This is a genomic window from Pseudomonas fakonensis (assembly GCF_019139895.1).
GTDB lineage: Bacteria > Pseudomonadota > Gammaproteobacteria > Pseudomonadales > Pseudomonadaceae > Aquipseudomonas > Aquipseudomonas fakonensis.
The window spans coordinates 625,159-638,157 of sequence record NZ_CP077076.1 but is presented as its reverse complement, the minus strand read 5'-3'; the positions used below and the strand labels follow the sequence as shown (position 1 = coordinate 638,157).

Genomic DNA, 12,999 nt, shown 5'->3' with positions numbered 1-12,999 from the left:
TACTCACGTCCTTTGGGAGCTTCCATGAACAAGTCCTTGCTCGGCGCCTCGCTCGTTGCCCTGGCGCTCGCAGCGCCCGTTGCCCACGCCCACCAGGCGGGTGATTTCATCCTGCGCGCCGGCGCCATCACCACCGCGCCGAACGAAAACAGCGGCGACATCAAACTCGATGGCGTCAAGGCGTCGGGCACCAAGGCAACCCTGGACAGCGACACCCAACTGGGCCTGGCCTTCGCCTACATGCTCACCGACCACATCGGCCTGGAACTGCTGGCCGCCACCCCGTTCAAGCACACCGTCGGTGTGAAAGGCCTGGGCCCTGGCCTGGACGGCAAGCTGGCCGACATCAAGCAACTGCCACCGACCCTGTCGCTGCAGTACTACCCGATGGAGCCGAGCTCGAAGTTCCAGCCGTACGCAGGCGTGGGCATCAACTACACCCTGTTCTTCGATGAAGACCTGAGCAGCAACCGCAAGCAGCAAGGCTTCAGCAACATGAAGCTGCAGGACTCTGTCGGTATTGCCGGCCAGTTGGGCATGGACTACATGCTCACCGAGAACCTGCTGGTGAACGCCGCGGTCTGGTACGTCGACATCGACACCAAGGCCACCATCGACGGCCCAAGCGCCCTGGGCGTGGGCAAGACCAAGGTGGATGTGGATGTAGACCCATGGGTGTACATGGTCGGTATCGGCTACAAGTTCTAAGCCCGCCCGCCAGCAGCCTGCTCCCCATGCGCGGGAGCGGGCTTGCCCCGCGCTTGCTGCCAGCGCCAGCAACCCCAGGCGCCAGCACTGATTACAGCCCCCAGCACGCACACCGCACCCCACCCCCACAGCCCGTACACCCAGCTCGCGGCCACTGCGCCCAGCCCGCTACCCAGCGAATAACAGCACATATAGGCGCCGATCAGCCGGCTGGCCATTGCCGCACGCCCAGCCAGCAACAGGCTCTGGTTGGTGACATGCACCGCCTGCACCGCAAAATCCAGCAGCAGTACGCCGGCCACCAGCGCCAGCAGGATGCCCAGCACCACACCGCTGGTCAGCGTGCCCACCACCCCTGGTGGAGGCCGGGTTGCTGGCGCAGCAACCGGCCTCCGATGGCAGTGCCTACAAGGAGTACGTGCTGACGGAAAAGGGCCAGGCGCTGTTTCCGGTGGTGATCGGCTTGCGTCAGTGGGGGGAGCGGTTTCTGTTCAACGCAGGCGAGGCGCGTTCAGAGTTGGTGGATGAGCGCGGGCAGGCGCTTGCGGCTTTGCAAGTGCAGGCCAGTGATGGGCGGGTGCTGCAGGCGGGGGATTGCCAGCGGCGGGTGATTCGGCATTCGTGATGGCCCGAAACCTTGCACCGGCCTCATCGCCGGCAAGCCGACTCTCATAGAACAAACTACAAGCTATTGATTTAAAACAGTTTTTTGGAAGCGGCCTTGCCGGGGCGCCGTCCGGTCGAGATGGGGCGCGAAGCGGCCCCAAGATCTCGGCTTCATGCAAAATTGCCGGGGCTGCTGCGCAGCCCATCGCGACACAAGGCCGCTTCCCACAGGGCGCGGTGCATCTGCGAGACTAGTTCTCTGCGCGACCGCGCAGCCCCGAGGGCTGGGTGATCTCCTACAGGTACAGTGCAGGCCTGGGGCTCTGCAATCCCTGTAGGAGCCGGTTTGCCGGCGATGCGGCCGGTGCAGGCGTCACGACACCTCAGGCCTTGCCCAGCAACCGCGCCACGCCGTCCACGAACGGCGTCGGCTCGGGGAAATCGAAGCGCGCCAGCAGGCGGCTGTTGTCGGCCCGCGAGTGGCGGATGTCGCCCGAACGCGCCGGGCCGTGGCTGACCGGCGGCAGGCTGCCGACCACCTGTTCGATGGCCTTGAGCAACTGGTTCAGCGAGGTGGCCTGGTTCAGGCCGATGTTCACCGCGCCCTCTTCCACCTGCGGCATTTCGATGGCCTGCACCATCACCTGGACCAGGTCGCCCACATAGAGGAAGTCGCGGGTCTGCTCGCCATCGCCGAACAGCATGATCGGCTGGCCGTTGAGCGCGCGCTCGGCAAAGATGCTGATCACCCCGGAATACGGCGAGGACGGGTCCTGGCGCGGGCCGAAGATGTTGAAGAAGCGGAACACCACCGGCTCCAGGCCGTGCTGGCGGCGGTAGAAGTCCAGGTACTGTTCGCTGGCCAGCTTGTCCACCGCGTAGGGGGTCAGCGGCGCTTTCGGGGAGTCCTCAAAGACCGACTGGCCTTCGCCGTTGTTGCCGTACACCGCCGCGCTGGAGGCGAACAGCACCCGGCGCACACCGTTCAGGCGCATGGCCTCGCACAGGTTGAGGGTGCCGATGAAGTTGCTCTGGTGGGTTTTCACCGGGTCTTCGACCGAGGCCTGCACCGAGGCCACCGCGGCCAGGTGCACCACTGCCTGGCAGCCTTCGGTGGCGCGCGCCACCAGCGCTGCGTCGGCGACATCGCCTTCGATCAGTTGCAGCCTGGGGTGACCCAGCTGCAGGTTGCTGCGCTTGCCGGTGGACAGGTCGTCGAGAATACGTACCGCGTAGCCTTTTTCCAGCAACGCATCGCACAGGTGGGAGCCGATGAAGCCGGCGCCGCCGGTGATCAGGATGGGGGCATCAGCCATGTCGGTAGAAACGGTCCAGTAGGGGCGGCAAGCCGGCGCGCCAGGCGCGTGGCTTGATGCCGAAAGTGTGAAGGATTTTCTTGCAGGCCAGCACCGCGTGCTGCGGCTCTTCGCTGGCGTCCGGGCGCGCGGCGTGGGCCTGGGCGGTGGGTTGCTGCACAGCCAGCGGGCGCCACTGCGCAGCTTCGGTGAGGATCGCCTGGCCCAACGCCAGCGGCGTGGTCGCCTCGTTGCCGGCGTAGTGGTAGGTGCCCCACAGCGGCGCCTTGCAATCGAGCTGCTTGAGCACCGAGAGGATTACCCGCGCGGCGTCATCCACCGGGGTCGGGTTGCCGCGCCGGTCGTCAGCCAGCAGCAGTTCCTGGGGTTGCTCGGCGCGGGTGAGGAAACGCCCCAGCGAACCGTCACGGCTTTCGTCGAGCAGCCAGCCAAAGCGCAGCAGCACATGCTGCGGGCAGGTGGCGCGCACGCTTTGCTCGATACGCCACAGCGCCTGGCCGCGCAGGCCCAGCGGCACGGGTTCGTCCTTTTCGCTGTAGGCGGTGGCCCGCGAGCCGTCGAACACCCGGTAGCTGGAGGGCTGCACCAGGACGATCTCGTGGTGCTGGCACAGCTCGGCCAGCCGCTCCACCGCGCGCTCCTGCTGCGCCAGGCGCGGCTCGCTGACCGACTCGGCCTGGAACCAGTCGAAGTAGTAGGCCAGGTTGACCAGCGCATCCGGGCGCTGCTCGTCGAGCAGCAGGGTCAGGCTGGCCGCGTCCCAGCCGCCTTCCGGCGGGCGCGGCGCCAGGAAGGCGATATCTTCCTCGGCCCCGAGGCGAATCAGCGCTTGCCCGAGGGCATTGCCACCACCCAACAGCATCAGGCGCATACGCATAGAGTCAGAAGGTCCGGTCTGGTCGATTGGGGAAAGGGGCATTTTGCGGTTTGTGCGGGGGGAAGTGCAACCGCGGACGGTGTGGCGCCATTTGCGGCGCTTGCGTGCCTGGGTATGCTAGGTACTGCTAAGGGAGTGGCTTGAAAGCTGGCTCTGCCGAGCCGCCGTGTAAATAGAGTGAGAATGCCTACAAGCTCTGCAGGCTACTGTCTTGTATTGCCCACGCTGGCCTCATCGCCGGCAAGCCGGCTCCTACAGGTACAGCACACGACCCAGGCTTGGCGCAATTTTGTGGGAGCGGCTTTAGCCGCGAAGCAGGCGGCGCGGTTAAAGGTACCGGCTGCTGTGATCCGTTCTATGGGAGTGCAGATGGAGCTAACCCTGAATTCCGCGCAACGCGGGCTATGGCAGTACGACGAACCCGCGCCCGGCGCGGAGCGTTTCATCGAGGAAAGCTTTGGCGGCTACCGCCAGCAGGCCCGGCTACTGCTGCCAGGGCAGGAGCGCGCGGCGCCGGTGTTCGTGGTGGGTGGGGCACGTTCTGACTTCACCCGGCTCAACCCCTTGCTGTACCGCTTGCAGCAACAGGGCATCGGTTCGCTGACCGGCAACCTGTCGGGGCACAGCCAGGCCGCTGAGCCTGGGGCACCGGATGCCTCGCTGGCCAGCAACCTGGCTGAAGCGCTGCGTTTTCACCGCCACCTGGATGCGCGCAGCGATACCTTGGTCGGGCATAGCCTGGGCGGGGCCATCGCCTTGAAGCTGGCGGCGCAGCGCCCGAGCGTGCGCAAGCTGGTGCTGATCTGCCCGGCGGTGTACCCGGATGCTGCGCACAGTGCGCCGTTCGGGCCGGCGTTCACGGCGGCCATTCGCAAGCCCTTCGCCTTTCTGGATTGCGACAGCTATGCCTTTTTGCGCCAGTTCCAGGGGCGGGTGCTGCTGGTGATCGGCGAGTACGACGGGCTCAACTCCAAAGTGCATGGCCAGGGGCCGGGGACCTCGGCCGGGGTGCGGTGCATGGCGGGGGTGGACCGGTATAGCCCGATCCCTGAAGAAGTAACCCACAGCTTGCTGCGCTCTGTGCCGGCGGCGGATGTGGAGTGCCTGATGCTGACCGACTGCGACCACGGCATTGCCGCGCATCTGCGCGAGCGGCCGGCGGTGGCGGACCAGGTGGCGCAGGCGGTGGGGGCGTTCATTCTGGGGTGACGGGCATGGCACCGGCTGCGCCGGTGATCGCGGGCAAGCCCGCTCCTACAGGGATCGCACCAGCTTTTAGAAATTTTGCTCCCGCAGAAGTCGCGCGCGCTATTCGATCTCGAACAGGCCGTTGCTGACCATGCCGGCGCTCAGGCGGTCGCGGATGTCGTCGTCGATGCGCGGGTCGTCCGGGCGGTACAGGCGCACCTGGCGATAGGCGTTGATGCGGTTGATCTCCTCACCCAGGTACTCCCACACCACCCGAGTGCACGCCGGGTTGCGCCGGTCGCCGCTGGACACGCCGGTCTTGAGGCCGTTGAGGCGGCTGATGCGGCTCTTGAAGCTGGGGATGAGCACGGTCTGGCTCATCTCGTTGAGGGTCAGCGACTCGTAGTCGATCAGGAACATGCGGTCCTGCAACTGGAACGCCGCCCCCAGGTAGCGGCAGCGCACCTCGGCGTGCACGTCGTTGGCGCTGCTGCGTTCCTGGCGCTCCTGGCGCTCGAACAGGAAGCTGCCGCGCTCCTCGCGCAGGTGCACCAGCGACACCAGGATCGAGCCCGGCACCGACATGCAGTTGGAATATTCGAAGTAGTAGCCGCAGTAGCGCGACAGGTTGCCGGCTTCCTTGTGCAGCGGCTTGAACAGCTCGCTGATCGGATCGTCCGCTTGCCCTGGCTGTTCACTGGGGGTGCGGGCGCCGATCAGGCGGGCGAACTGTTCGGGCGGCAAACCCAGCTCGTAGTCCTCCACGCCGAAGAAGTCACCGATGCGTTTCATGTTGTAGGCCGTCGGACGGCTTTGCCCGCTCAGGTACTTGTTGAATTGCGCCCGGTTGATCGACAGCTGCCGGCAAACCTCGGAGATAGAGCGGTAGTGGCTGCAGGCCAATTTGAGGTTGGTAGCGAAGTGATCGCCCATGATGCCGGGGTCCAGGTGATGCGAGTGATGCCAGTGTAGCATCAAGTCGCACCAAAATGGAGCAACCCGCGAAATTGTAACTACAGGTGTCATCGCCAACCATGCGCGCTAACGAATAGCGGTGCGCCTGCCGTCCGCTGGTCATTCCATACGAAGAATAAGAATCGAGGTCATTTCCAATGCTCGAATTAATCAACGACTTCCTCTCGGGGAAGGTCCTCATCGTGCTGATCGTCGGACTCGGCAGCTACTTCACCCTCCGCTCGCGGTTCGTGCAGTTCCGCCACTTCGGCCACATGTTCGGTGTCTTCAAGGAATCCCTTCGCGGCCAGGCAGGCCAACTGAGCTCGTTCCAGGCCCTGATGCTGAGCCTGGCCGGGCGCGTCGGCGCCGGTAACATCGCAGGTGTCGGCATTGCCGTGACCCTGGGTGGCCCGGGCGCTGTGTTCTGGATGTGGGTCACCGCGCTGGTGGGCATGTCCAGCAGCTTCTTCGAGTGCACCCTGGCCCAGGTCTACAAGCGCGCCGATGGCGATGGCCTGTACCGCGGCGGCCCGGCGTACTACATCCTGCACGGCCTGAAGAACAAGAGCATGGCGATCGTGTTCTCGATCCTGCTGCTGGTCACCTACGGCTTCGCCTTCATCGGCCTGCAGTCGTACACCGTGACCCACTCGCTGCAGAACGCCTTTGCCTTCGACCCGCAACACACCGGCATCATCCTGGCCGTGCTGCTGGCGATCACCTTCATCGGTGGCATCAAGCGTATCGCGGCAGTATCGGACCTGCTGGTACCGATCAAGACCCTGGCCTACATCGGCGTCACCCTGTACGTGATCGGCACCCAGATCGAACACGTGCCAGCCATGCTGGAAACCATCTTCAAGAGCGCCTTCGGCCTTGACCCTGCGTTCGGCGGCCTGCTCGGCAGCGCCATCGTGATGGGCGTGAAGCGTGGCGTGTTCGCCAACGAAGCGGGCCTGGGCAGTGCACCGAACGTGGCCGCCGTGGCTGCCGTCAAGCACCCGGGTGCCCAGGGCGTGGTCCAGGCGTTCAGCGTGTTCCTCGACACCTTCGTGATCTGCACCTGCACCGCGCTGCTGATTCTGCTGTCGGGCTTCTACACCCCGGGCTTCGAAGGTGACGGCATCGTCCTGACCCAGAACTCGCTGGCCGCCGTGGTCGGTGACTGGGGCCGCCTGTTCGTCAGCGTCGCGCTGTCGCTGTTCGTGTTCACCTGCATCCTCTACAACTACTACCTGGGCGAGAACAGCCTGCAGTTCCTGAGCCGCAACCGTGCGGTGCTGATGGGCTTCCGTGGCCTGGTGCTGGCACTGGTGGTGTGGGGTTCGATGCAGGACCTGTCGACCGTATTCGCCTTCGCCGACATCACCATGACTTGCCTGGCGTTCGTCAACCTGGTGGCCCTGGCCCTGCTGTTCAAGGTCGGCCTGCGAGTAATGCGCGACTACGACGAGCAGCGCAAGGCCGGCATCAAGCAGCCGGTGTTCGACTCGAGCAAGTTCGCCGACCTGGACCTGGACCGCGCCGCCTGGCCGACCAACCCACAGGTTGAAACAGCCGCTGACAATAGCGCTGCCCAAGCGCAGACCCAGCGCTGATATTCTGCGCTGCCGCAGCCGCCCCGTTCGTGGGCGGCTGACTCTTTCTTCGTCTTCGGGCCCTATCGCCGGCAAGCCGGCGCCTGCAGGGTTACGTGTCGCCTCGGGCATACGCTGCGACAGGGCCTGACATCGCTTCGGAATGCTTCCATGCGTGCAGTCAAGAATCTCCTCGTCCTCTACACCGGTGGCACCATCGGCATGCTGGAAACCCCACAAGGCCTGGCGCCTGCCGGTGGTTTCGATGCGCGCATGCGTGAGCACCTGGCCCAGTGCAACGATGCACCGCAACTGCACTGGACGCTGCGCGAACTCAGCCCGCTGATCGACAGCGCCAACATGCAGCAGGCCAACTGGCTGGCGATGCGCGACGCCATCGTCGAGTCCGTGGAACGCGACGGCCATGACGGCGTGCTGGTGCTGCACGGCACCGACACCCTGGCCTACAGCGCTGCGGCGCTGTCGTTCCTGCTGCTGGGCCTGCCGGTGCCGGTAGTGCTGACCGGCTCCATGCTGCCGGCCGGTGCGCCGGACAGCGACGCCTGGGACAACCTGGTGGGTGCCCTGCGCCAGTTCGAACAGGGCCTGGCCGACGGCGTGCAGCTGTATTTCCATGGCCAGCTGCTGCATGGCTGCCGCGCTTCGAAGCTGCGTAGCGAGGCGTTCGATGCCTTTACCGCGCCAGCCCGCCACCGTGAAGGCGAGCGGGCCGCACAACTGCCCGCCGTGCTGAGCTACCGCCAGGTGCGCCAGCCGGTGAAACTGGCGGTGCTGCCGGTGTTCCCGGGGCTTGCAGCCGAGCACCTGAACGGGCTGTTGGCCAGCGGCATTCAGGGCTTGGTGCTGGAATGCTATGGCAGCGGCACCGGGCCGTCGGACGACCAGGCGCTGCTGGATGCACTGCACGGGGCGCGCCAGCGTGGCGTGGTAATCGTCGCCATCAGCCAGTGCGCGGAAGGTTCGGTGGTGTTCGACACCTATGCTGCCGGTAGCCGGCTGCGTGATACCGGGTTGGTCAGTGGTGGCGGCATGACCCGTGAGGCGGCGCTGGGCAAGTTGTTCGCGCTGCTGGGGGCGGGGTTGGATGCCGATGCTGCCGAGCAGTGGTTTGGCTTGGATGTGTGTGGGGAGCGGGCTTAGGTTGTGGCCTTTCGGGCCTCATCGCCGGCAAGCCGGCTCCTACAGGGTATGCGCAGGCCCGCGAGTGGGCCTTAAGAAAATGGCGGAAGGCAGCGGGAGTCGAACCTGCCCGGGAACGGCTGCCGTCCCCAACCGGGTTTGAAGCCCGGCCGCGCCACCGGGCGCGATTGCCTTCCTTGGAACTCAGGGCCTGGCCTGCTGCTGGGCCAGGGCGCTGTCGATACGGATATGACGCTGGTCACCGACCCTGCGGGTCAGGCCCAGGCGGTCGAAGTATTCGAGAATCTGCACACTACGCTTGCGGCCAATGCCCAGGCAGTCGCGAAACGCAGCCACCTGCACTATCGGCGAAACCGCCGCCTGCTGCAACAGCAGCCCTGCCATGCGGGTGATGGTCACCTCTGGGTAGAACAGGTCGCGCACCACCTGGTGCACCAGCCCCAACCGCGCCAGCTTGCGCAGCAGCAGGCGCACATCCGCCTCCCCCACGGCCTCGTCACTGGCCAGGGTGCGTACCCAAGGTGGGTCGAAGGCACCTGCCAACAACCGCGGTAACAGGCGCTCCCACAGCGCACGGTCAGCCTCGCTCAGTTGCACCTTGTGGTCTGGCAGGTGCAGCCAGGGGCCGCTGCTGCTGATCGCGCCCTCCCCCAACAACTCATCGAGCAAGCTGACGAACGCTGGGCGCTCCAGTGCCAGCGCACAGTAGCGGCGCAGGCGGTCGCGGTCCGGGCCAAGCTGGTCGGGCTCCTGTTCGTGGAACTGCGCCAACTTGCCCAGCACCTGCTGCCTGAGGGCTTGCCACTGCGCCCGGGCGAACAGCAGCGGGCCCTGGCGGGTGGCGACCACCTGCACATCGCCGGGTAGCTGCCAGGTGTCGCGCAGGCGGTTGAACTGGCGCTCCAGGCGCTGCGGGTCGAGCCCGCCAGGGGCGGTTTCCAGCAGGGCCGGCAGGGCCTGCTCGAGGCCGTCGGCGTCACGCAGTACCTGCAACTGGCGCAGGCGCGCCTCGGCACGCCGCTGGCGGCTGGGGGCGAACGGGTCGAGCACCCGGCCGCCGCCGAGGGTGCGCTGGGCACGCTGGTCGCGCAGCACCAGGCGGTCGCCGTGCACGGCCTGCAGCGGCGCGTTGAGCAGCAACTGAGCGAACATGCGTTGCCCGGCCTGCAACTGCTCGCCTTCGAGCAAGGCGACCCGGGCGGTGACATCCTGGGTACCGAGGTGCACGTGCACGGCGCTGAAGTGTTCGAAGGTGCGGGTTTCACCCGCCAGCAACGACAGCTCGATATCCACCCGCTGGCTCGGCGCATGCAGCCAGGCCGGCAGCAGCCAGTCGCCACGGTGCACCTGCTCCACAGCCAGGCGCTCGCCGCTGATGTTCAGCGCCACCCGCTGCCCGGCCTGGGCCACCAGTGCGGCCTGGTTCTGCGCATGCAGGCCGCGCACCCGCACGGGCTTGCCGGCCTTGCCCAACAGCAGCGTGTCACCGGCGCTGACCTGCCCGGCCAGGGCCGTGCCGGTGACTACGATGCCGGCGCCAGACACCGCGAAGGCCCTGTCCACTGCCAGGCGAAAACCGCCGCCGACATGGCGCTGGCCGACCTGTTTTTCAGCCGCCAGCAGCGCCTGGCGCAGGGCATCGACGCCCTCCCCGCTGACGCTCGACAGCGAATACTGCGCGGCCCCGGCATAGGGCCCGGGCGCCAGCAGCTCAGTAACCTGTGCTTGCACCTCGGCCAGCCGCGCGGGCTCCACACGGTCGCACTTGCTGATAACGACCAGCGCCTGGGGGATACCCAGCAGCTCGATGATCGCCAGGTGTTCGCGGGTTTGCGGCATCACCCCGTCATCGGCCGCCACCACCAGCAGCACCAGGTCGATGCCGTGGGCGCCGGCCAGCATGTTGTGGATAAACCGCTCGTGCCCGGGCACGTCGATGAAGCCGGTCAGCGGCGCACCTTCGGCCAGGGCCGCGTAGCGGTAGCCGAGGTCGATGGTCATGCCGCGGGCGCGCTCTTCCTGGCGGGTGTCGCCGGCCTGGCCGGTCAGGGCCTGCAGCAGCGCGGTCTTGCCATGGTCGATATGGCCGGCGGTGCCGACGATCACTGCATTGGCCCCAGTTGCAGCGCGGGCAGTTGCGCAAGCCACTGCGCCTCGTCGTCGAGCTGGCGCAGGTCGAGCCACAGGGCGTCGTCGTCGATGCGCCCGAGCACCGGTACCGGCAGGCTGCGCAGGGCGCGCTCCAGCACATGCAGGCTGCGCCCGCGCAGCTTTTTCGACACCTGCGGGCGCAGGCACAGGGCGGCGCTGGGCAGGCGCGCCACCGGCTGGCTGCCGCTGCCGATCATGCCCAGGGCCGGCTCGACGCTGACCGCCCACTGCTCGCCCAGGCGGGCCTTGAGCTCGGGGGCCAGGCGTTCGGCCTGGGCCTGGATCTCGGCCTGGCTGCGGGTGAGCAGGCGCAGGCTGGGCAGGCGCTCGGCCAGGCGGTCGGGGTTGCGGTACAGCGCCAACACCGCCTCCAGTGCGGCGAGGGTGATCTTGTCCACCCGCAGGGCGCGCTTGAGCGGGTTCTTCTTGATCTTGGCAATCAGCTCTTTGCGCCCGACGATGATCCCGGCCTGGGGGCCGCCGAGCAGCTTGTCGCCACTGAAGGTGACGATGTCGGCGCCGTCGGCCAGGGCCTGGCGTACCGTTGGCTCGGCCGGCAGGCCCCAGCGGGTGAGGTCGAGCAGGCTGCCGCTGCCGAGGTCTTCGAGCAGGGGTAGTTCGTGCTGGCGGGCAATGCGCGCCAGCTCTGCAGTGGGCACCTGGTGGGTGAAGCCCTGGATGCTGTAGTTGCTGCAATGCACGCGCATCAGCAGGCCGGTGCGCGGGTTGATGGCGGCCTCGTAGTCACGGGCATGGGTGCGGTTGGTGGTGCCGATCTCGTGCAGCTTCACCCCGGCGCGGGCCATGATGTCGGGGATGCGAAAAGCGCCGCCGATCTCGATCAGCTCGCCGCGGCTGATGATGCCCTCTTTGCGCGCGCCCAGGCTGTTGAGCGCCAGCAGCACGGCAGCGGCGTTGTTGTTGACCACGGTGACGGCTTCGGCGCCGGTCAGTTCGCGGATCAGCCCTTCGATAAGGTCGTCGCGGTCGCCGCGCTTGCCGGTGGCCAGGTCGAACTCCAGGTTAAGCGGGTAGCGGGCGGCGGTTTGCATGGCCTGCACGGCTTCCTCGGGCAGCAGGGCGCGGCCGAGGTTGGTGTGCAGCACGGTGCCGGTGAGGTTGAACACACGGCGCACCTGGCTGCGCTGTTGCATGGCCAGGCGTTCGCCGGCGCGGCCGAGCAGTACCTCACTGGCCAGCTCGGCAGGGCTCAGTTGGCCGTTGCGGGTGGGGTCGCGCAGGTCGTCGAGCAGTTGGCGCAGGGTGGCCAGGGTGGCGTCGCGGCCGTGCCGGTCGAGCAGCGGCTGGCAGGCGGGGTGGCGCAGCAGGGTGTCGATGGAGGGCAGGCGTGGCGTATCGCTGGGGAGGGTTGAAGACATTCGGTACTACCTATGACTGATCCGTTGTCTGGGCGGGCCCTATCGCCGGCAAGCCGGCTCCTACAGGGGGTGCGTTGCCGGCGAGGGGAGCGCGTTTTCTGTAGGAGCCGGCTTGCCGGCGATGCAGGCGACTCGGTATTGCAGTGTAGCCACCTCTAACCGGGCGCCAGCAGCAGGTTCGGCGCCAAGCGGTGCCAGCCCTCTTCGTCAAGGCGCATGTCCAGGGCCAGGCTGGCCAGGTCGTCGGCCAGGGGCTCGGCGGCGGCGTCGTTTTCCAGGTAGCTCTGCTTGAGGTAACCCTGGCACCCCGGGCAGCATTCGGCGCGTAGCGGCGCCTTGCCCGGTGCGTGGCGGTCGTCGTCGAGGCTGGTGTAGCGCAAATCCTTGCTCGACTCGCAGTACACGCACTTGACCCGCACCACATGCCATTCGCAAGCGCACAACGAACACGCCAGGTAACGCAGGCCGTTGTGCTTGCCGCGGTTGCGTACCACCCCGGCCATGGCCGGCGAGCCGCAGGCCGGGCACTGGGCCAGGCTGCCGGCGGGCCCCAGCTCAGGTTGCGGTAGCGCCAGCAGCCAACTGGACCACGCGGCCTGCAAAGCAGCGCCGAGGAACGGCACCAAGGCAGCCGGCACGGCGTCGTACTGACCGCCAAGCAAGGCGATACCCCAGCCTTTGCGCTGGGCGTCGTCACTGTTGCGCAAGGTGACCAGCGCATCGGCCAAGGGGCCTGCAGGTTCTGCCTGAAAGTGCTCGAGCAAGGCCGTCAGCCACACCAGCCACGGCCCTTCGCGCACCAGGCTGTCCGCCGCCAGCGGCGGCAGGCCATGACTTATACACAGGCGCTGGCGCTCTTCAGCCACCGGCAGGCCGCCGGGCGGGTTATCCACAAGCAGCTGCTGGACACGGCACAAGCGCGCCACCAGCCACAGGTAGTCGCCGAGGGCATTGCCTTCGGCCAGGTGCTGCAGGCGCGCGGCGCGCAGTTCGAACAGGTTGGCGGGGGGCAGGTGCAGGAACGGCGGCATCACCGCCGAGGCTTCGATCTGCCCGGGTTCGAGAATGGTGCTCAAACG

At 67.0% G+C, this 12,999-nt stretch carries 10 protein-coding genes, 1 tRNA gene and 2 pseudogenes; 5 read left to right on the top strand and 8 right to left on the bottom strand.

Annotated elements, in window-relative coordinates:
* Window positions 1-24: 24 nt before the first annotated feature.
* Window positions 25-708 (top strand): OmpW/AlkL family protein, encoded by a 684-nt coding sequence (locus KSS94_RS02840; protein ID WP_217841555.1) that lies wholly within the window; start codon window positions 25-27, stop codon window positions 706-708.
* Here KSS94_RS02840 and KSS94_RS02835 read toward each other — a convergent pair.
* Window positions 705-1,022 (bottom strand): annotated as a pseudogene (locus tag KSS94_RS02835) (MFS transporter); the annotation flags it as partial. The gene KSS94_RS02840 and the pseudogene KSS94_RS02835 sit on opposite strands and share 4 nt — an antisense overlap.
* A gap of 41 nt (window positions 1,023-1,063) precedes the next feature.
* On the opposite strand from KSS94_RS02835, the pseudogene KSS94_RS02830 reads away from it, so the two are divergent.
* Window positions 1,064-1,333: pseudogene (locus tag KSS94_RS02830) on the top strand (winged helix-turn-helix transcriptional regulator); the annotation flags it as partial.
* Window positions 1,334-1,697: 364 nt separating this feature from the next.
* Here the strand turns inward: KSS94_RS02830 and KSS94_RS02825 are convergent.
* Both KSS94_RS02825 and KSS94_RS02820 read right to left on the bottom strand, forming a co-directional pair.
* Window positions 1,698-2,630, bottom strand: coding sequence for an NAD-dependent epimerase/dehydratase family protein (locus tag KSS94_RS02825; RefSeq protein WP_217841554.1), 933 nt, complete (start codon window positions 2,628-2,630; stop codon window positions 1,698-1,700).
* Window positions 2,623-3,507, bottom strand: coding sequence for a sugar nucleotide-binding protein (locus tag KSS94_RS02820; RefSeq protein ID WP_217841553.1), 885 nt, complete (start codon window positions 3,505-3,507; stop codon window positions 2,623-2,625). Before KSS94_RS02820 ends, KSS94_RS02825 begins: the two co-directional genes overlap by 8 nt.
* Before the next feature lie 369 nt (window positions 3,508-3,876).
* Here KSS94_RS02820 and KSS94_RS02815 point away from each other — a divergent pair, with 369 nt between their 5' ends.
* Window positions 3,877-4,716: an alpha/beta hydrolase gene (locus KSS94_RS02815; RefSeq protein ID WP_217841552.1), complete on the top strand. Its 840-nt coding sequence runs from the start codon at window positions 3,877-3,879 to the stop codon at window positions 4,714-4,716.
* A gap of 99 nt (window positions 4,717-4,815) precedes the next feature.
* Here the strand turns inward: KSS94_RS02815 and KSS94_RS02810 are convergent, their stop codons facing one another.
* Entirely contained in the window at window positions 4,816-5,628 is an 813-nt protein-coding gene (locus KSS94_RS02810; protein WP_217843507.1) for a helix-turn-helix domain-containing protein, read from the bottom strand.
* A 179-nt stretch (window positions 5,629-5,807) separates the two neighbouring features.
* Here KSS94_RS02810 and KSS94_RS02805 point away from each other — a divergent pair, with 179 nt between their 5' ends.
* A complete protein-coding gene (locus KSS94_RS02805; protein ID WP_217841551.1) occupies window positions 5,808-7,250 on the top strand; it encodes an alanine/glycine:cation symporter family protein in 1,443 nt (480 codons plus the stop codon).
* A gap of 150 nt (window positions 7,251-7,400) precedes the next feature.
* Window positions 7,401-8,390: an asparaginase gene (locus KSS94_RS02800; protein WP_217841550.1), complete on the top strand. Its 990-nt coding sequence runs from the start codon at window positions 7,401-7,403 to the stop codon at window positions 8,388-8,390.
* 80 nt (window positions 8,391-8,470) lie between these two features.
* On the opposite strand, the gene KSS94_RS02795 is transcribed toward KSS94_RS02800, so the two are convergent.
* The 4 genes from KSS94_RS02795 to fdhE all read right to left on the bottom strand — a co-directional run bounded on the left by KSS94_RS02795 (window position 8,471) and on the right by fdhE (window position 12,996).
* A tRNA-Sec gene (locus KSS94_RS02795) sits at window positions 8,471-8,566 on the bottom strand.
* Between the two features lie 7 nt (window positions 8,567-8,573).
* Window positions 8,574-10,496 carry a selenocysteine-specific translation elongation factor gene (selB, locus tag KSS94_RS02790; protein WP_217843506.1) on the bottom strand — a complete coding sequence of 641 codons (1,923 nt, stop codon included), beginning with the start codon at window positions 10,494-10,496 and terminating at the stop codon, window positions 8,574-8,576.
* Complete coding sequence (gene selA / locus KSS94_RS02785; protein WP_217841549.1) at window positions 10,493-11,920, bottom strand: L-seryl-tRNA(Sec) selenium transferase; 1,428 nt, start codon at window positions 11,918-11,920, stop codon at window positions 10,493-10,495. The genes selB and selA overlap by 4 nt, the downstream gene beginning before the upstream one ends.
* Window positions 11,921-12,075: 155 nt before the next feature.
* The gene (gene fdhE, locus KSS94_RS02780; RefSeq protein WP_217841548.1) at window positions 12,076-12,996 is read right to left on the bottom strand and encodes a formate dehydrogenase accessory protein FdhE; all 921 of its coding nucleotides are present in this window, start codon (window positions 12,994-12,996) and stop codon (window positions 12,076-12,078) included.
* Window positions 12,997-12,999: the final 3 nt, after the last annotated feature.

Excerpts from the sequence above, each read along its gene's own strand:
- KSS94_RS02840 (WP_217841555.1), top strand. The coding sequence starts at position 25 with ATGAACAAGTCCTTGCTCGGCGCCTCGCTCGTTGCCCTGGCGCTCGCA.
- KSS94_RS02825 (WP_217841554.1), bottom strand. The coding sequence starts at position 2,630 with ATGGCTGATGCCCCCATCCTGATCACCGGCGGCGCCGGCTTCATCGGC.
- KSS94_RS02820 (WP_217841553.1), bottom strand. The coding sequence starts at position 3,507 with ATGCGTATGCGCCTGATGCTGTTGGGTGGTGGCAATGCCCTCGGGCAA.
- KSS94_RS02815 (WP_217841552.1), top strand. The coding sequence starts at position 3,877 with ATGGAGCTAACCCTGAATTCCGCGCAACGCGGGCTATGGCAGTACGAC.
- KSS94_RS02810 (WP_217843507.1), bottom strand. The coding sequence starts at position 5,628 with ATGGGCGATCACTTCGCTACCAACCTCAAATTGGCCTGCAGCCACTAC.
- KSS94_RS02805 (WP_217841551.1), top strand. The coding sequence starts at position 5,808 with ATGCTCGAATTAATCAACGACTTCCTCTCGGGGAAGGTCCTCATCGTG.
- KSS94_RS02800 (WP_217841550.1), top strand. The coding sequence starts at position 7,401 with ATGCGTGCAGTCAAGAATCTCCTCGTCCTCTACACCGGTGGCACCATC.
- selA (WP_217841549.1), bottom strand. The coding sequence starts at position 11,920 with ATGTCTTCAACCCTCCCCAGCGATACGCCACGCCTGCCCTCCATCGAC.